18 protein-coding genes are annotated in these 18,080 nt (G+C 74.3%); 14 read left to right on the top strand and 4 right to left on the bottom strand.

Going from position 1 to position 18,080, the window contains the following annotated elements; all coding sequences use genetic code 11:
- The first annotated feature begins 118 nt into the window (after positions 1-118).
- From rplM to FFT21_RS04600, 6 genes are all read left to right on the top strand, one after another.
- A complete protein-coding gene (rplM, locus tag FFT21_RS04625; RefSeq protein WP_137812488.1) occupies positions 119-562 on the top strand; it encodes a 50S ribosomal protein L13 in 444 nt (147 codons plus the stop codon).
- A gap of 29 nt (positions 563-591) precedes the next feature.
- Complete coding sequence (gene rpsI, locus FFT21_RS04620) at positions 592-1,014, top strand: 30S ribosomal protein S9 (protein ID WP_225978094.1); 423 nt, start codon at positions 592-594, stop codon at positions 1,012-1,014.
- Between the two features lie 230 nt (positions 1,015-1,244).
- Positions 1,245-2,579: a phosphoglucosamine mutase gene (gene glmM / locus FFT21_RS04615; RefSeq protein ID WP_137812487.1), complete on the top strand. Its 1,335-nt coding sequence runs from the start codon at positions 1,245-1,247 to the stop codon at positions 2,577-2,579.
- 219 nt (positions 2,580-2,798) lie between these two features.
- Entirely contained in the window at positions 2,799-3,113 is a 315-nt protein-coding gene (locus FFT21_RS04610; RefSeq protein ID WP_137812486.1) for a hypothetical protein, read from the top strand.
- Entirely contained in the window at positions 3,113-5,863 is a 2,751-nt protein-coding gene (locus FFT21_RS28750) for a WXG100 family type VII secretion target (RefSeq protein ID WP_153816533.1), read from the top strand. The genes FFT21_RS04610 and FFT21_RS28750 overlap by 1 nt, the downstream gene beginning before the upstream one ends.
- A gap of 2 nt (positions 5,864-5,865) precedes the next feature.
- Positions 5,866-6,360, top strand: coding sequence for a hypothetical protein (locus FFT21_RS04600; RefSeq protein WP_137812485.1), 495 nt, complete (start codon positions 5,866-5,868; stop codon positions 6,358-6,360).
- 58 nt (positions 6,361-6,418) lie between these two features.
- On the opposite strand, the gene FFT21_RS04595 is transcribed toward FFT21_RS04600, so the two are convergent.
- Complete coding sequence (locus FFT21_RS04595; protein WP_137812484.1) at positions 6,419-6,916, bottom strand: hypothetical protein; 498 nt, start codon at positions 6,914-6,916, stop codon at positions 6,419-6,421.
- 360 nt (positions 6,917-7,276) lie between these two features.
- Positions 7,277-8,104: a dienelactone hydrolase family protein gene (locus FFT21_RS04590; RefSeq protein ID WP_137812483.1), complete on the bottom strand. Its 828-nt coding sequence runs from the start codon at positions 8,102-8,104 to the stop codon at positions 7,277-7,279.
- Positions 8,105-8,209: 105 nt separating this feature from the next.
- Between FFT21_RS04590 and glmS the strand changes: the two genes are divergently transcribed.
- The 5 genes from glmS (at position 8,210) to tsaE (ending at position 14,612) form a co-directional block, all read left to right on the top strand.
- Positions 8,210-10,081 carry a glutamine--fructose-6-phosphate transaminase (isomerizing) gene (gene glmS, locus FFT21_RS04585; protein WP_137812482.1) on the top strand — a complete coding sequence of 624 codons (1,872 nt, stop codon included), beginning with the start codon at positions 8,210-8,212 and terminating at the stop codon, positions 10,079-10,081.
- Positions 10,082-10,183: 102 nt separating this feature from the next.
- Positions 10,184-11,638, top strand: coding sequence for an NAD(P)H-hydrate dehydratase (locus FFT21_RS04580; RefSeq protein ID WP_137812481.1), 1,455 nt, complete (start codon positions 10,184-10,186; stop codon positions 11,636-11,638).
- 180 nt (positions 11,639-11,818) lie between these two features.
- Entirely contained in the window at positions 11,819-13,003 is a 1,185-nt protein-coding gene (alr, locus tag FFT21_RS04575; protein WP_137812480.1) for an alanine racemase, read from the top strand.
- The gene (locus FFT21_RS04570; protein WP_137812479.1) at positions 13,000-14,097 is read left to right on the top strand and encodes an alpha/beta fold hydrolase; all 1,098 of its coding nucleotides are present in this window, start codon (positions 13,000-13,002) and stop codon (positions 14,095-14,097) included. The genes alr and FFT21_RS04570 overlap by 4 nt, the downstream gene beginning before the upstream one ends.
- A gap of 59 nt (positions 14,098-14,156) precedes the next feature.
- On the top strand, positions 14,157-14,612 hold the full coding sequence (gene tsaE, locus FFT21_RS04565; protein WP_137812697.1) for a tRNA (adenosine(37)-N6)-threonylcarbamoyltransferase complex ATPase subunit type 1 TsaE: 456 nt from the start codon (positions 14,157-14,159) through the stop codon (positions 14,610-14,612).
- 16 nt (positions 14,613-14,628) lie between these two features.
- Here tsaE and FFT21_RS04560 read toward each other — a convergent pair whose 3' ends face one another.
- Complete coding sequence (locus FFT21_RS04560; protein ID WP_137812478.1) at positions 14,629-15,036, bottom strand: hypothetical protein; 408 nt, start codon at positions 15,034-15,036, stop codon at positions 14,629-14,631.
- 199 nt (positions 15,037-15,235) lie between these two features.
- Between FFT21_RS04560 and tsaB the strand changes: the two genes are divergently transcribed.
- The 3 genes from tsaB to tsaD all read left to right on the top strand — a co-directional run bounded on the left by tsaB (position 15,236) and on the right by tsaD (position 17,521).
- Positions 15,236-15,916 (top strand): tRNA (adenosine(37)-N6)-threonylcarbamoyltransferase complex dimerization subunit type 1 TsaB, encoded by a 681-nt coding sequence (gene tsaB, locus FFT21_RS04555; protein WP_137812477.1) that lies wholly within the window; start codon positions 15,236-15,238, stop codon positions 15,914-15,916.
- The gene (gene rimI, locus FFT21_RS04550; RefSeq protein WP_192909385.1) at positions 15,913-16,392 is read left to right on the top strand and encodes a ribosomal protein S18-alanine N-acetyltransferase; all 480 of its coding nucleotides are present in this window, start codon (positions 15,913-15,915) and stop codon (positions 16,390-16,392) included. The genes tsaB and rimI overlap by 4 nt, the downstream gene beginning before the upstream one ends.
- Positions 16,393-16,471: 79 nt before the next feature.
- Complete coding sequence (tsaD, locus tag FFT21_RS04545; RefSeq protein WP_137812476.1) at positions 16,472-17,521, top strand: tRNA (adenosine(37)-N6)-threonylcarbamoyltransferase complex transferase subunit TsaD; 1,050 nt, start codon at positions 16,472-16,474, stop codon at positions 17,519-17,521.
- Positions 17,522-17,569: 48 nt separating this feature from the next.
- On the opposite strand, the gene FFT21_RS04540 is transcribed toward tsaD, so the two are convergent.
- Positions 17,570-18,016, bottom strand: a complete 447-nt coding sequence (locus FFT21_RS04540; protein WP_137812475.1) for a nitroreductase/quinone reductase family protein — start codon at positions 18,014-18,016, stop codon at positions 17,570-17,572.
- Positions 18,017-18,080: the final 64 nt, after the last annotated feature.

Below are 18,080 nucleotides of genomic sequence, written 5' to 3'. Positions count from 1 at the left end.
TCGACTTTGTTGTGCGGAACCCGCGCCACGATCCGCGTGGTGCTGCTCCGACCCTTGATGACCGGCTGGAGCGCCGCCGCAACGACATCCCTGACGTAAGTGACGACGAGGTAGATCCGTGCGCACGTACAGCCCGAAGCCCGGCGAGGTGACCCGCGCCTGGCACGTGATCGACGCCCAGGACGTGGTGCTCGGCAGGCTCGCCACGCAGGCCGCGACGCTGCTGCGCGGCAAGCACAAGTCCACCTACGCTCCGCATGTCGACACCGGCGACTTCGTCGTCATCGTCAACGCCGACAAGGTGGCCCTCACCGGTCACAAGCGTGACCAGAAGTTCGTCTACCGGCACAGCGGCTACCCCGGTGGTCTGCGCAAGCGGTCGTTCGGCGAGATGCTGGAGAACCACCCGGAGAAGCTGGTCAAGAAGGCGGTCAAGGGCATGCTGCCGAAGAACCGCCTCGGCCGGGCGATGGCCAAGAAACTGAAGGTCTACGCCGGCCCGGAGCACCCGCACGCCGCGCAGAAGCCGCAGCCGTTCCAGATCAGCAAGATCGCCCAGTGACCGGCGACGAGCACACCGAGGAAGTCCCTGTGACCAATCCCGCCATCGACACGCCGGACGCGGTGACCCGTCCGGTGCAGACCGTCGGTCGCCGCAAGGAAGCCGTGGTGCGCGTGCGCCTGGTGCCCGGCACCGGCAAGTTCACCCTCAACGGCAAGAGCCTCGAGGAGTACTTCCCGAACAAGGTGCACCAGCAGCTCATCAAGGAGCCGCTGGTGACCACCGAGCGGGTCGAGCAGTTCGACGTGATCGGCACCCTGCGCGGCGGCGGCACCTCCGGCCAGGCAGGCGCGCTGCGGTTGGCGATCGCCCGGGCGCTGGTCGCTGCCGACCTGGACGACCGGCCCGCGCTGAAGAAGGCCGGTTTCCTGACCCGCGACGCGCGGGCCAAGGAACGCAAGAAGTACGGCCTCAAGAAGGCCCGCAAGGCGCCGCAGTACAGCAAGCGCTGACCGGCTCCGCGAGGCGCCGGGCCGCGCGCGGATTCTCCGCTGGCGGCCCGGCGACGAGCCGGTGGGGCGCTGGTGGATGCCGCGGTGCCGGTAAGCAACCCGGGCATCGCAACGGGACACTGCGGGAGTAGCGATCCGTCTTGTCGGGCGCTGCTCCCGCAGTTTTGCTTGGCTGGTTCTTCTTCGTGGCGCCGCTCGCCGGCCCCGCTTCGAGGAGGTCTTTCCCGACCATGGCACGCCTGTTCGGCACCGATGGCGTACGCGGACTGGCCAACGCGGACCTGAGCCCCGAGCTCGCCATGTCGGTGGCGGCCGCAGCGGCCAGGGTGCTGGCCGAGCAGGACCGGACCCAGCGGCCGGTCGCCGTGGTGGGCCGCGATCCCCGGGCCAGCGGCGAGATGCTGGAGGCGGCGGTCACCGCTGGCCTCGCCGCCGCGGGCGCGGACGTGCTGCGCGTCGGCGTGCTGCCCACGCCGGCGCTCGCCCACCTGGTCGGCGAGCTGGCCGCGGACTTCGGCGTGATGATCTCCGCGTCGCACAACCCGATGCCGGACAACGGGATCAAGCTGTTCGCCGCGGGCGGGCACAAGCTGCCGGACGCGGTGGAGGACGAGATCGAGGCGCAGGCCGGGGAGCGCGGCGCGCGGCCGACCGGCGCCGCGGTCGGCCGGGTCCGGGACGTGCCGGACGCCGCCCGCCGCTACGTCGATCATCTGATCGCCGCCAGCCCGCAGCGGCTGGACGGGCTGCGGGTGGTGGTGGACTGCGCGAACGGTGCGGCGTCGGCCACCGCGCCCAAGGCGTACCGGAGGGCCGGCGCCGAGGTGGTCGCGATCCATGCGGAGCCGGACGGCGTGAACATCAACGACCGCTGCGGCTCCACCCACCTGGAGGCGGTGCGTGCCGCGGTGCTGGCGCACCGGGCCGACCTGGGCGTCGCGCACGACGGCGACGCCGACCGCTGCCTGGCGGTGGACGCGGCGGGCGACACGGTGGACGGCGACCAGATCATGGCCGTGCTCGCCCTGGCCATGAAGGAGGCCGGCGAGCTGGTGGCGGACACCCTGGTCACCACCGTGATGAGCAACCTCGGGCTGCACCTGGCCATGCGGGACCACGGCGTGCAGGTGCGCACCACCGCGGTCGGCGACCGGTACGTGCTGGAGGAACTGCGCGCCGGCGGGTACGCGCTGGGTGGCGAGCAGTCCGGGCACGTGGTGCTGCCGGCGAAGGCCACCACCGGAGACGGCCTGCTCACCGCGCTGCGGCTGATGGGCCGGGTGGCCGCCACCGGCAAACCGCTGGCCGAGCTGGCCGGCGTGATGCGCCGGCTGCCGCAGGTCCTGGTCAATGTGCAGGTCAGTGACAAGGCCGCGGTGGCGGCGGCACCGTCGGTGAGCGAGGCGGTGGCCGCGGTGGAGGCGGAACTGGGCGACACCGGCCGGGTGCTGCTCCGGCCGTCCGGCACCGAGCAACTGGTCCGCGTGATGGTCGAGGCGCCCAGCCACGAGGCCGCGCAGTCGGCCGCCCAGCGCCTCGCCGGTGTGGTCTCCGCGCTCGGCTGAAAAGCCAGATCTCCGTGCTCGGCTGAAGGCTCGCCTTCGTGCTTGGCTGAAGCCGCCCTTCTCGACCGTTTTCTCCCGAAGCCCGCCGCGTTTCTGCGATAGTTCGGAAAGGCCGTGAACCCCCGCGGAACCGGGTGCGCCGAATCTGCGTCTCACCGCACGTCACCACCCGCGGCGGGCGCGTTCGCCGGGGCGGGAACGGCGTTGCGAGGGGAGAGGGTGACGATGTCCGGGTACGGCACGAACGCTGGCGAGATGGCCGGCGCCGCCAGCAGCATCGGCGGCCTTGCCAACAGGGTGGACGAGCTGAAGGGGAAGCTCACCGCCTCGGCCGTGACCGCGGCCGACTTCGGCAGGGCGAACGCCGCCTCGGCGAGCGCCTACCAGACCGGCCTGGCCAACCTCGCCAGCTGGGTGGCCGCACACGCGAAGGGCATGCGGGACTTCGCCGACCGGCTGAACCGCTCCAAGGGCGGCTACGAGTGGGCCGAGGGGTCCAGCTCCGCCGACCTCAACCGGGCCGGAGGCCGCTGATGGCTGACGCCCCCTCCTGGGACGACGTCAAGAAGCTCCTCGACGACCCGAACGTCCCGGACGCCGAGAAGGCCGAGCTGGCCAAGAACTTCGAGGCGTACGACGACAACTGGTCGGCCTTCGGCACCGAGGACCGCGTGCAGCCGTACCTTGACCGCTACGGCGGCGGGTACTGGAACACCCAGGGCCGGCAGTCGGTGGACGCGCTGGAGGACCTCAACCCGTTCTCCGGCGCCTCGTGGAGCGACGGCGGGCATGCCAAGCGGTACCTGATCGACTCGTACAACAAGGCGAAGGCGTCCGCGGACCAGGCGGCCAAGGACAACAAGCAGCACGACGACGATGTCGCGAGCGGCAGGCACAAGCTCGAGGACGCGCGGAACCGGGCCGCCGGCGGCGGCACCGGGGTGGGCACCTCGGACGAACTGCTGGACGCCGGAAAGCCCGGGCTGCGCTACTTCGACCGGTTCCTCCCGCTGTACGGGAAGCTGCCCGACACGGTGCGGAAGAACCCGCCGCAGGGCGTCACGATGACCGCGGACTTCCTGCACCAGCGGTATGACGAGCACCGCGGCATCAACTTCACCCACTTCACCACCGACGCCGACGAGATGGCCTCCTGCGCCGGCACCGAACGCGGCGAGCACCAGGAGATGGCGAACAAGCTGTCCACCCTGTGGAACCACTGGACCGGCCCGGCCTCGCGGTCCTCGCAGGAGTACTTCGCCGGCTTCGCCCGGCACGTCGAGAAGATCACCCAAGCGCTGGACGACACGGCACAGATCAGCAAGCTGGCCATGCACAACATCGCCGACGCGGTGCGCGGCAAGGCCCAGTGGTTGCTGGACAACGACCGGAACAGCGACACCTACGACGGCAAGAGCCCCGGTCAGATCGACGTGATCATCAAATGCGCGGCCGGCACCGCCAGCGACGACGAACTCAAGCAGGCATGCGGCTACGTCGGTGTCGAGGTGGACGACGGCGCCTGCCACAAGAGCACCTACCAGAGCAAGGTGACGCATGCCGCGACCGCGTGGCTGAACAGGTTCGCGGCCGACATGGAGGGCAGGGTCGGCGCGTTCATCAAGACCTGCGACAGCACGAAGAGCCGGGTGGATGACGCGTTCAAGTCGCTCACCGACCAGCTCGGCAAGATCACCGGTGACCCGTTCGCGGACCAGCCGGCGGACCACGGCGGCGACTCCGGCGGGCACACCGCGCCCAGCGGCGCGGGCGGTGGCGGGCACGCCGGCGGCGGTGGGATGCCCTCCGGCGGCGCCTCGGGCGGAGGTGGCTCCGCAGGCGGCTCGGTGCCCCCGCTCGGCGGGGCGGGCACGCCCGGAGCCACGGGTCTTCCCGGGGCCGGTGGCGTTCCCGGTGCGGGCGGGCCGCCTCCCGGCGCGGGCCGAACGCCGGATCCCCGCTCGCCGGGTGCCGGGCAGCCGGTGCCGGCCGGGTACTCGCCGGCCGCGGGCACACCGCAGGAGACGGTCCGCATCCAGGACGGCCGCAACACCATCCAGGTGGCTCACCCGGACGGGCAGGGCCACGTCAGGCTCACGGTCGACCCGGGAAACGGCCAGGTCAAGACATACGACCTGGACTTCGGCGGCAGCGCGGCGGGAGTTCTCGGCACTCCGGCCGGGTTCGGCCAGCCGGGCGCGGGCGGGGCCGGCCCGTTCGGGCCGGGGCAACCGGGGCCGTTCGCGCCCGGTCCGCCCGGTCTGCCCGGTCCGGCGGATCCGGCCGGTGCCGGGCTGCCGGGCGGCGGCGTGCCGGGTGGCGTGCTGCCGGTCCACGCCGGTCCGGACGGCCGGGCCGTGGTGCACGACGGGCCGCTCACCATCACCGCCGAGCATCCCGCGGGCGCCCCGGACCAGCTACGGATTACCGTGGACGGCGGGCACGGGCAGCCCACCAGCTACACCGTCGACTATGCCGCCCCGGGCGGCGCGACCTCCGGGTATCCACCGCAGCCCGGGGCGGTGCCCGTTGGCGGCCCCCAGCCGGCCGCGTGGGCCGGTGGCGTCTCGCCCGGCCAGCCGCAACCCACGGGACTGCCGGACGGCGGCCCGGGCGCGGGCCCGCTCGCCCCGCCCGGCCAGCCCCCCGCTCCCGCGCCGCAGTACCCGCCGGCAGCGGCGGCCGCCGCGGGCTACTCCGCTGGCGACCCTGGTGGCTACCCGACCGGCGGTGATCCGGAGCCCGGCAACCCGGGCGGCGGCTACCCCGGCGGTGCCGGGATACCGGCCGGCTCACCGTACGGCGGTGGGCCGACCGGCCCGATGAGCACCGTGGCCGCCTCTGCCGGGTTCGGCCACCCCGGCGAAGCCACGGGCGGGGGCGGCTCGCTGTGGGGTGCGGCCGGCGGCGGGGGTGACCCGCACGGCACGGGCGGCGGTCAACCCGGCGACATCTGGGGCGGTCAGGGCGGCGACCACCATCCCGGGCTGGCCGACACCAGCGCGCCGCAGGCCGGTGCCGCCGGTGACGCCGGGCTCGCGGCGATGCCGGACAGCGGTTCCGGCCACGGCCAGCAGGCCGGCGGGGCCGTCGCCGGCGGCGCGATGATGCCGATGATGGGTGGCGCCATGGGAGCGGCCGGTGGCCAGAGCGGTGACCAGGAGCGGTCGGGCAGCCAGTGGCGCACCCAGGGCCAGTTGTTCGACGACGCCGCCGACGGTGGCCGCGCCGTGCGCGGGGTGCTCGGCGCGGACGACCGTGGCGCTACCGGCGACGGGAGCTGAGCATGGAGAGCGACGTGGTGTCCGCCGTCCGGCGGCGGCTGGAAAGCCAGGCCACGGAGCAGGCCGAGCGGCTGGAGCTGGCATCCCGGCAGCTTGCCGAGACCCGGAAGCGGACCGAGGAGCACAACCAGAAGTTCGTGCACGACGTGCACCGCCTGGTGCAGCGGCTGCGGGAGTCGAACGCGGCACGCCGGGCGGCCGGCCGGGGCTCCGGAGGCACGCTCTCCTTCCGCGCCGAGGACGCCGACCAGCACGACGAGTTCCCCGGCCCGGTGGCGCGCCCGCGACCTGCCACGACGGGCGCGCCGGACGAGGAACCGGGGAGCGTCCTGCGGCGCGCCCAGGAGCGACCACAGCCGCCACCCGTGCCGCAGTCCCCACCCGCCGCGCAGGCGCCGGAGCGGGCGCGCCCGGCTCCGCCGCGTCGCGTTCCGCCGCGCCGGCCGCCGGTGGACGACGGCGACGACGACTTCTCCGACCAGTCCTGGCTGCGCTGACCGCCGCCCGCACGGCGGTCAGCGCCGATCGGCGCGGATCACCCGCGGGCGCGGTCGGTCACCAGGCCCGTGGCGGCATCGGTGGTGGGTAGGCCGGGGCCGGGGGTGGCGCGGAGTGGCGCCGGACGGTCCTGGTTACCGGGGGCAGCAGCGCCAGCACCAGCGCGGCCAGGCCGAGCACGGCAGCGATGATCGCGCCGCCAGGCGGTGTGGGCGGCGTGCTCCAGTAGGCGAACGCGACCGCGTAGAGGATGGGCGGCAGCACGCCGAGCCCACCGCCTGCGGCGACCAGCAGCACTCCGGCGAACGTGCGGACCAGCAGCAGCACCGCCCCGGTGAGGAGCACCAGCGCCGCCAGCAGTTCGGCGGCCACCGGCAGCACCGCGACGACCTTGGCCGTACCGAGATCGTGGCCCTGCCGGGCCAGGTAGGCGGCTGCGGCCGGGTCCGTGTCCTGCCACGACCGGAGCAGACTGACCAGGCCCTTGACGCCGCGCACGCCCCAGAACACCGCGGTGCCCAGCGCGACCACCGCGGTGACCACGGCAAGCGCCATGGTGCCTGGCCTCGGCGCCGGCGCGCCGGCGTGACCGCCCGGCGCCGCGGCAGGGTAGCCGCCCGCAAACGCTCCCAGTCCCTGGTACCCCGGAGCCCTGCGGAAAGTGCTGGCCACCGGGGAACTGGTGGCCAGCCGTGACCGGTCCGCCGGGCGGGTACCGCTGGTCGACGGGGAACGGCTGGCCGGACGGGGTCCGCTCGCCCGGCTGCGGTGCGGCGGGCGGCTGGGGCGCGGCGTACGGCGGCTGGCCCGATGGTGGCTGCGGCCATCCCTGGGCGGGAGATCCGGGCGTCACACCGCAGCACCCTATCGGCTCGGCCGATCCGCGCGGGACGCTTCGCCGTGCCCGCGCCCAGGTCAGCGCGGGGCCGGTGCGGCGGTGGCGGCGGAGCCGCGGTGCAGGTCGATCCGCGTGCCGTGCACCTCGTCCTCCAGCAGCCGCTGGTACTTCCGCGCGCCGGTCAGCACGGCCAGCAGGAACGCCGTGGCCAGTGCGCGGGCCAGGCGCTGGGTCCGGTACTGGGCGCGGCCGTCCAGCAGCAACTCGCTCCAGTGCCGGCCCTCGGTGAACCCGAGGTGGGTGGCCTTCTTCACGGTGCGCAGCTGCACCGGACCGGCCCACGCCCGGGCGATCGGCTCGGCGTGGCCGACGGCCGGGGCGATCCGGTCCTCGCCGGCGGCCAGGTGCAGCGCCGGCATGCCGCAGGTCGCGGCCGCGGCGACCGCCGAAGGCCGGGTCTCCGCCGCGGCGAACGTGACCACCGCGCGAACTCTCGTGTCCTCCGCCGCGGCGAGCACCGCGCAGCCGCCGCCGGTGGAGTGCCCAGCCAGGCCCACCCGGCCCGGGTCCACGCTGATCTCCCCGTCGCCGAGCCGGACGCCGGTGCACATGTCCAGGGCGGTACGGAGATCCGCGGCGAGCAGCCGGTGCGAGGGCAGCGGACCGTACTGGGTGGCGGGCGCGGCCACCACGATCCCCCAGGACGCCAGGTGATGCAGCAACCTGCGGTACCGGGTCACCGGTTGCAGCCACCCGTGCCCGAACACCACGGCCGGCAGCCCCAGCCCCGCGCGCGGGGTCAGCACCATGCCCGGCAGGCCGACCAGGGCGAGGTCGCCGCGCAGTACCTCGTGTGGTCCCGGCCGGCCGAGTTCCGCCAGCAACTGCTTGGCCCTCCGCGCCATAGTGTCCAGACGGTAGCCGATCGAGGTGCCGGCCCCGCCGCCGGCCGCGACCACGCCACGCGGCGACCACGGGATGACGACGGGCCGCTCGTTAGGCTGTGCCGCGTGTGCGGAATCGTGGGGTACGTGGGCCACCGGTCAGCCCTGGACGTCGTCCTGGACGGCCTGAAACGCCTGGAGTACCGGGGTTACGACTCGGCGGGCGTCGCCGTCCTGGACGGGGCGGGTGCGCTGGCCGTGGAACGCAGGGCCGGCCGGCTGGCCAACCTGGAGGCGCGGCTGGACGAGGTGGGCCGGTCACACTTCGCCGGCACCGCCGGCATGGGGCACACCCGCTGGGCCACCCACGGCGCGCCGACCGATCCCAACGCGCACCCGCACCGGGACGCCACCGGCAAGGTCGCCGTGGTGCACAACGGGATCATCGAGAACTTCGCCTCGCTGCGCGCCGAGCTGGAGGCGGCGGGCATCGAGATGAGCAGCCAGACCGACACCGAGACGGCGGCGCACCTGATCGCCCGCGCCTACACCGGGGCGGACGGCGGCGACACCGCCGGTGACCTGCCGGCCAGCGTGCGCACGGTGTGCCGCCGGCTTTCCGGTGCCTTCACCCTGGTGGTCACGCACGCCGACGAGCCGGACACGATCGTGGCCGCGCGCCGGTCGTCCCCGCTGGTGGTCGGCGTCGGCGACGGTGAGCACTTCCTCGCCTCCGACGTGGCCGCTTTCATCGAGCACACCCGCAGGGCCGTCGAGCTGGGCCAGGACCAGGTCGTGGTGATCACCCGGGACGGCTACCGGATCACCGACTTCGCCGGCGTGACCGCCGAGGGCAAGCCGTTCGAGGTGAGCTGGGACCTTTCCGCCGCGGAGAAGGGCGGCCACGACTACTTCATGCTCAAGGAGATCGAGGAGCAGCCCGAGGCGCTGGCCAACACGCTGCGCGGGCACTTCGTGGACGGCCGGATCGTGCTGGACGAGCAGCGCATGTCCGACCAGGACCTCCGCGACGTGGACAAGGTGTTCGTGGTCGCCTGCGGCACCGCGTACCACTCCGGGCTCGTCGCCAAGTACGCGATCGAGCACTGGACGCGGCTGCCCGTGGAGGTCGAGCTGGCCAGCGAGTTCCGCTACCGCGATCCGGTGCTGGACCGGGACACGCTGGTGGTGGCGATCTCGCAGTCCGGCGAGACGGCGGACACCCTGGAGGCGGTGCGGCACGCCCGCGAGCAGAAGGCCAGGGTGCTGGCCATCTGCAACACCAACGGGGCGCAGATCCCCCGGGAGTCCGACGCGGTGCTCTACACCCACGCCGGCCCGGAGATCGGCGTCGCGGCCACCAAGACCTTCCTCGCCCAGATCGCGGCGAACTTCCTGGTCGGCCTGGCCCTGGCGCAGGCGCGCGGCACCAAGTACGCCGACGAGGTGGCCCGCGAGTTCCACGAGTTGGAGGCGATGCCGGCGGCCGTCCGGCGGGTGCTCACCACCGTGGAGCAGGTCCGCGCGCTGGGCCGGGACCTGGCCGACTCCAAGGCGGTGCTGTTCCTCGGCCGGCACGTCGGCTACCCGGTGGCCCTGGAGGGCGCGCTGAAGCTCAAGGAACTGGCCTACATGCACGCCGAGGGCTTCGCCGCCGGCGAGCTCAAGCACGGCCCGATCGCGCTGATCGAGCAGGACCTGCCGGTCGTGGTGGTGATGCCGTCGCCGAAGGGCCGGGCCGTGCTGCACGCCAAGCTGGTGTCCAACATCAGCGAGATCCAGGCCAGGGGCGCGCGCACCATCGTGATCGCCGAGGAGGGCGACGACACGGTCCGCCCGTTCGCCGACCACCTGATCGAGGTGCCGCCGGTCGCCACCCTGCTGCAGCCGCTGGTGTCCACGGTGCCGCTGCAGGTGCTGGCCGCGGAGATCGCCCGCAGCCGCGGCTACGACGTGGACAAGCCGCGCAACCTGGCCAAGTCGGTCACCGTCGAATAGCCGCCGGACACCTCGCCCGGGCGGTCGGCGGGCCGGACGCGCGCGTGGCAGCCTGACAGCCGCGATCGCAGGCTGACGAAACGAAAGCCGAGGAGGCAAGCCGTGCGGGGCGTGTGGACGACGGAGGCGGTTCGGGCCGCCGAGCAGCGGTTGATGGCCACCGTGCCGGAGGGCACGCTGATGCGCCGCGCCGCCTTCGGGGTGGCCGGGCAGGCTGCCCGGTTGCTCACCGAACACGCCGGCGGGGTGTCCGGTCGCCGGGTGGCGCTGCTGGTCGGCGCGGGCAGCAACGGCGGGGACGCGCTGTGGGCGGGTGCGTTCCTGCGCCGCCGCGGGGTGGGCGTCACCGCGGTGCTGCTCAACCCGGAGCGCACCCACGCCGAGGGGTTGGCCGCGCTGCGCCGGGCCGGCGGCCGGGTGGTCGAGGCCGGCTCGGCCGGCGCCGCGCTGACCGCCGCCGACCTGGTGGTGGACGGCATCGTCGGGCTGTCCGGCAAGGGTCCGCTGCGCCCGGGCGCGGCCGAACTGGTGGCCGCGGTGACCGCGCCGGTGCTCGCGGTGGACATGCCCAGCGGGGTGGACCCGGACACCGGTGCGGTGGACGGCCCGGCGGTACGCGCCGCCGCCACCGTGACCTTCGGCTGCCGCAAGCCGGTGCACGTGCTCGGCGCGGGCGCGGTGCACTCGGGCACGGTGCACGTGGTGGAGATCGGGGTGGAGCGGGAACTGCCCGAGCCGGACATGGTGCTGCTGGACGCGGCGGACGTGGGCGCGGCGTGGCCGGTGCCCGGCGCGGAGGACAACAAGTACCGGCGCGGGGTCACCGGGGTGGCCGCCGGATCGGCCACCTACCCGGGCGCGGCGGTGCTCGCCTCCGGCGCGGCGGTGCAGGGCGGCACCGGCATGGTCCGCTACGCGGGCACCGCGGCCGACGCGGTGCGGGCGCGCTGGCCCGAGGTGGTGGCCACCGGGTCGGTCACCGACGCCGGCCGGGTGCAGGCCTGGGTGGTCGGCCCCGGCGTCGGCACCGGCGGCGCCGGCCACGACGTACTGGAGCACGTGCTGTCCGCCGGCGTGCCGGTGTGCGCGGACGCCGACGCGATCACCCTGCTGGCCAGGGATCCGGACCTGTGGGACGCGCGGGACCCGGACACCCCGGTGGTCCTCACCCCGCACGAGGGGGAGTTCGCCAGGCTCGCCGGGGAGATCGGTCCGGACCGGGTTGCCGCGGTTCGGCGAGCGGCGGAACGGTTCCGTTCCATTGTCCTGCTCAAGGGGCACACCACGGTGATCGCCCATCCAGACGGCCGCGTGCTGGTGAATCTGGCCCGCTCGGCCTGGCCGGCCACCGCTGGCTCCGGCGACGTGCTCTCCGGCCTGATCGGCTCGCTGCTCGCCGCCGGTGTGGACCCCTGGCTGGCCGCGGGGTGCGCCGCGTACGTGCACGACCTGGCCGGGGACCTGGCCGCCGAGGGCGCCCCGATCGGTGCCTCCGCGATGGTGGAGGCGGTGCCCGACGCGTTGCGCACCGTGCGCGCCGCCACCGTCACCGGTTGAGCCATCACTGAATCGGGTGGTTGACGGGCTCGTCGGATGTGCTGATCGTCACATCTACCTTGCGCGCCCTGGTACCGCGGTTCTGACCAGCGGCTCCCCGGCTGATCTCCGCGACGCCCCGGGCGAGGGTGCACGACGGTATGGAGCACTCCGCCCGCTATGGAACGATGGAGTGCTGGTATGAGCGTTCGGACCCCTCCGCGCGCCGAGGCGATGATCGACCTCGACGCGGTTCGGCACAACGTGGCGCTGCTCGCCGAGCGGGCAGCGCGGTCCGGCGCGGCCACGATGGCCGTGGTCAAGGCGGACGGCTACGGGCACGGCGCGACCGAGGTGGCCATGGCGGCACTCTCCGCCGGCGCCACCTGGCTCGGCGCCTGCTCCCTGGCCGAGGGCCTGTCGCTGCGCGCCGCCGGCATCGACGCCCCCGTGCTGAGCTGGCTGGACGTGCCCGGCGAGGACCTCGCCCCCGGGGTGGCCGCCGGAATCGACCTGTCCGCGTCCTCGCTGGACGAACTCACCGCCGTCCGGCAGGCGGCCCGGGGGGTGGATCGCACAGCGCGGGTGCACCTGAAGATCGACACCGGGCTGAGCCGGAACGGTTGCCCGGCCGCCGAGTGGCCCGACCTCCTCGAGGCCGCGGCCGCCGCCGAGGCCGAGGGATCGGTCGAGGTCGTGGCCATCTGGTCCCACCTGGCCTGCGCCGACGAGCCCGGCCACCCGTCGATCGACCGGCAGGCCGAGCGGTTCGCCGAGGCCTACCGGGCGGCCCGCGCCGCCGGGCTGCGCCCGAAGCGGCACCTGGCCAACTCGGCCGCCACGCTGACCCGCCCCGACCTGCACTTCGACCTGGTCCGCACCGGCATCGCGATCTACGGGCTCAACCCCGTGCCGCAGCACGAGGACCTGCGGCCCGCGATGACCTTCCGCTCCAGCGTGGTGCTGACCAAGCGGGTGGCCGCCGGCGAGGGCGTGTCCTACGGGCACACCTGGCTCACCCCGCAGGAGACCACCCTCGCGCTGGTCCCGGTCGGCTACGCGGACGGCGTGCCGCGCAGTCTCTCCGGCCGGATGGAGGTCTGGCTCGCCGGCCGGCGCCGCCCGGTGGTGGGCCGGGTCTGCATGGACCAGATCGTGGTCGACTGCGGCGACGACGCGGTGGCCGTCGGCGACGAGGTGATCCTCTTCGGCCCCGGCGACCGCGGCGAGCCGACCGCGCGCGAGTGGGCGGACACCCTCGGCACCATCGACTACGAGATCGTCACCGGCATGCACCGCCCCCGGGTCGGCCGCCGCTACCTCGGCGTCCGGCCGGGCACGTCACCCGAGGCGGTGCGGGTCGCGGCCACGGAGGGCGGGCCATGAACTCGCCGTGGCGGGCGATCGGCTGGGCCGGCGGAGCCGTCGGCGCGGCGCTGGCCGGCGTGGTCGCCGGGACCGTCGCTCAGGGCACCCGGACCGCGGCGCGCCGGCTGGACCCGTACGCCGAGGAACCGCTGGGCGCGCTGAAACCGACCCGCGAGTTCACCGTGGCGGCGGACGACGGTTTACCGCTGTCCGCGGAGGAGGTCGCCCCCGGCGGCGGTGGCGAGCCCCAGGTCACCGTGGTGTTCGTGCACGGCTACACGCTGGACCGGCGCACCTGGCACTTCCAGCGCCGCGACCTGGCCCGGCTCACCGACCCCCGGGTTCGCCTGGTGCTCTATGACCAGCGCAGCCACGGCCGCTCCGGGCGCGGTGGCGCCGACACGGCCACCATCGACCAGCTTGGCCGCGACCTGGCCGCGGTGCTGCGGGCCGCGGTGCCCGAGGGACCGATCGTGCTGGTCGGCCACTCGATGGGCGGCATGACCATCATGGCTCTCGCCGAGCAGCAGCCCGAACTGTTCTCCGACCGGATCTGCGGCGTCGCCCTGATCGGCACCGCGGCCGGCGAGGTGGGCCGCTCCGGCCTGCCCCGCCCGGTGCTGTCCAGCCACCACCTGCTCACCCTGGGCCTGGGCAAGGTGGCCGGGTGGCGGCCGGAACTGGTGGAGCGGGTCCGCGGACTGGGCGACGGCGTCGTCTGGAACAGCGTCCGCATGCTGGCCTTCGGCGACCAGAAGATCAGTCCGGCGCTGGTCGACCTGACCGCAAACATGATCAACGGCACCCCGGTGCGGGTGATCACCGACTACCTGGAGACACTGAACACGCACAACCGTTACGCCGCGCTGGCCGGGTTGCGGCACTGCGAGGTGCTGGTGCTCGGCGGGGACGCCGACCGGCTCACCCCGTTCTCCCACTCCGAGGTGATCGCCGCCGAGCTGCCGGACGCCGAGCTGGTGCGGGCCTCCGGCGCCGGGCATATGGTCATGCTCGAGCAACCCGACCTGGTGACCCATCACCTGGCCGAACTGCTGCGACGGTGCGCGGTGAAGCGGACGGAACGTCGGCGACGCTGGTGGAGAAGGGCGTGAGCGGTACCTCGACGGATGAGGCCGGCCCCACGGTGCCGGCCGCCGCCACGGGGGGCGGGGTGGAACTGCCCACCGAGCGGGACACGGTGGAGTTCGGTCAGCGGCTGGGCGGCCTGCTGCGCGCGGGCGACCTGGTGCTGCTGTCCGGGCCGCTGGGCGCCGGCAAGACGGTGCTGGTGCGCGGGGTGGCCGACGGGCTCGGCGTGGCCGGGCGGGTCAGCTCGCCCACGTTCGTGCTGGCCAGGGTGCACCACCCGGCCGAGGGCGGGCGGGGCGTGCCGCTGGTGCACGTGGACGCCTACCGGCTGAACGGCCTTGACGAGCTGGACGACCTGGACCTGGACACCGACTTGGTGGACGCCGCCGTGGTGGTGGAGTGGGGCGAGGGCGTCGCCGAGCGGCTCTCCGAGGACCACCTGCTGGTCCGGCTGGAGCGCCGACCCGACGACGTCCGCGTCGCCCACCTGGAGCCGCACGGTGCCTGGACCACCCGCGACCTGCGCCCCCTCGGCTGACCGATCCCGGTGGCGGTCAGCGCCGCGGGGACCGCACCACGGTGATCGGCTCCGTCGCCGCCAGCCCGCCACCGCACCGCGCGGACACCGTGTAGTCGCCCGGCGGGACGTTCGCGACCACCGCCTCACCCTCGAACGCGCCCCGGTTGTACGCGGTGATCCGCGCCGACCCACCGTCGCCCGGGTACGGGTCGTCCTGGCCGCGGTGCACGAACGCGGCGGAGCCGACGAAGTTCAGTCCCTCGCCCCCGCCGCCGCAGGCGCCCCACACGTGCAGTAACTGCCCGGTCACCACGGTGTTGGAGTCCACGTACAGCGAGGCGCCGTCCTGCCCCGCGCCCGCGAACGCCGGTGCGGCCACGCCCAGCAGCGCGGCCCCTCCCAGCGCCACCACGGACAGCGTGACCAGCACTTTCCTTCTCATCGGATGTCCCCTCCTCGGATCGCGCGGCCGTGTCCGGCCGTCCCCCGCCGTGCCGCACGCGCGCGGCCGGCGTGCTGACCGACGCGCACCGGATCGATCGGTTGCCTGCGGTTACCGCGGTTCCCCCGAGCGGGCGCTGGCCGCGAAAGGCCGCAGGCCGGTCCCGTTCCGGTCCGGGACGTCATTAGGCTTGTTGCTCGTGCTCGTACTCGCCTTGGACACGGCGACCCCGGCGGTGACCGCCGGGGTGGTCGCGCTGGCCGACGGTTCCGTGCCGCGCACACTGGCGCGGCGGACCACCGTCAACGCCAGGGCCCATGGGGAACTGCTCACCCCGCACGTGCGCGAGGTGGTCGCCGAGGCCGGGATCACCCTCGCCGAGTTGCACGCGGTGGTGGTCGGCGCCGGTCCCGGGCCGTTCACCGGGCTGCGGGTGGGCATGGTCACCGCGGCCACGTTCGGGCACGCGCTGGACCGCCCGGTTTACCCGGTCGGCACGCTGGACGCGATCGCGGTGGCGGTCGACGGCGCGGAACCCCTGCTGGTGGCCACCGACGCCCGGCGCCGCGAGGTGTACTGGGCCGCCTACGACGCCGCCGGCAACCGGGTCACCGGGCCGCACGTGCAGCGCCCCGCCGACCTCGCGGAGCGGCTGCCCGAGTTGGCCGTGCGGCGGGCCGCCGGCCAGGGCGCGGAACTGTACGCCGACCTGCTCGGCCTGCCGGTGGCGCAGCCCTGGCACCCCTCGCCGGACGCGCTGGTCGCGGTGGCCGCCAAGGACCTGCTGACCGGGGCGGACCCGGCCCCGCTCACCCCGCTCTACCTGCGGCGGCCGGACGCCGAGGTGCCCGTCGCGCGGAAGCGGGTGACCCGGCCGTGACCGGCTTCACGATCGCGCCGCTGGGCCGCGCGGACGTGCCGCGCTGCGCCGAGTTGGAACGCATCCTGTTCCCCGACGACGACCCCTGGCGGGAGAACGCCTTCCACGCCGAACTGGACATGGGCCACCACTACATCGGCGCGTACGACGAGCAGGGCAGCCTGATCGGCTACGCGGGGCTCGCGCTGCTCGGCCGGCCGCCCGACTTGGAGGCCAGTGTGCATACCATCGCGGTGGACCCGGCCGCGCAGGGCGCCGGAGTGGGTACCGCGCTGCTGCGCGCTCTGCTGGACCGGGCCGACGAGGTGGCCGCGCCCACCTTTCTCGAGGTCCGCACCGACAACGAGCGCGCGATCGCGCTGTACCGGGCGCACGACTTCGAGCCGATCGGGTTGCGCCGCCGCTACTACCAGCCGTCCGGGGCGGACGCGTACACCATGGCCCGGGCGGCGCGGGTATCCGGGAGGACGGCATGAGGAACCCCGGGATCGTGGGCGCGCGGACTCGCGGGGAAAGCGGTATGAGCGGCCCGCGCTTTCTCGTGGAGAAGAGGCCATGAGCGAACGGATCGTGCTGGGTATCGAGAGCTCCTGCGACGAGACCGGCGTGGGCGTGGTCCGGCTGTACGACGACGGACGGGTGGAGCTGCTGGCCGATGAGGTGGCGTCCAGCGTCGAGCAGCACGCCCGGTTCGGCGGGGTGGTGCCCGAGGTGGCCAGCCGCGCCCACCTGGAGGCGATGATCCCGACCGCGCGCCGCGCCCTGGCCGCGTCCGGCCTCGGTCTGGAAGACGTGCATTCGGTCGCGGTCACCGCCGGCCCCGGGCTCGCCGGCGCGCTGCTGGTCGGGCTCGCCTCGGCCAAGGCGTACGCCGCCGTGCTGGGCAAGCCGCTGTACGGGGTGAACCACCTGGCCGGGCACGTGGCCGCGGACACCGTGCAGCACGGCCCGCTGCCCTCGCCCTGCCTGGCCCTGCTGGTCTCCGGGGGCCACACCCAGTTGCTGCTGGTCGAGGACCTGGCCACGAAGATCACCGAGATCGGCTCGACCATCGACGACGCGGCCGGCGAGGCGTACGACAAGGTCGCCCGCGTGCTCAACCTGCCCTACCCGGGCGGCCCGCCGATCGACAGGCTGGCCAAGCAGGGCAACCCGGAGGCGATCGCCTTCCCGCGCGGGCTGACCGGCCCCCGGGACGCCAAGTACGACTTCTCCTTCTCCGGTCTGAAGACCGCGGTGGCCCGCTGGGTGGAGGAGCGCGAGCGAGCTGGCGAGCCGATCCCGCTGGCCGACGTGGCCGCGTCCTTCCAGGAGGCGGTGGCCGACGTGCTCACCGCGAAGGCGGTGCGCGCGGCCACCGAACTGGGCGTGGGCACGCTGGTGATCTCCGGCGGGGTGGCGGCCAATTCCCGGCTGTCCGGGCTGGCCGGCGAGCGGTGCGCCGAGGCCGGCATCGAGCTTCGGGTGCCCCGGCCCCGGCTGTGCACGGACAACGGCGCGATGATCGCCGCGCTTGGCGCGCACCTCGTCGCCGCGGACGTGGCACCGTCCGAACTGGACATCGCCGCCGACCCGGCGCTCCCGGTGAGCACCGTGTCCATCTGACAGCCTGTTCAGGAACAGGCGCTGAGGTGCTCCCGCGCGGAGCGGGAGTCAGCCGGGGTACTCGACGACGACCAGCGGAATCTGCCGGTCGGTCCGCTCCTGGTGCGCTGCGATGTGCGGGCTGGCCTCACGCAGCATGTCGAACAGGCGCTCGCGTTCCGCGCCCTGCGCGGTGCTCGCCATGCCCTCGAAGCGTCGCACCGTGCCCGAGTCGCCGGGCAGTTCGATGGCCACCCGGGGGTTGGCGGCCAGGTTGTGGTACCAGGCGGGGTGGGCCGGTGCGGCCATGGCCGAGGCCCACAGCACGATCCGGCCGGGGCCGTCGGTGAAGTAGGCCAGCGGCGTGGTGTGTGGCCGGCCGCTCTTCGCCCCGGTGGTGGTCAGCAGGACCAGCGCGGCATCCCTGAGCATGTCGTGGCTCACCCGCCCGTTGTTGGCGCGGAACTCCTCGATGATCGCGCGGTTGAAGGCTCGGACGTCGCTGGGCACGGTCATCGAGTGTCTCCGTAACGGAAGGGGGCCGGTAGTTGCCACTGTCTTCTGTGGACAAACGGGTCGT

Origin of the sequence: Gandjariella thermophila (assembly GCF_005405885.1) — a bacterium.
GTDB lineage: Bacteria > Actinomycetota > Actinomycetes > Mycobacteriales > Pseudonocardiaceae > Gandjariella > Gandjariella thermophila.
The sequence above is the reverse complement of the archived record's forward strand: the minus strand, read 5'-3'. Positions and strand labels throughout refer to the sequence as shown.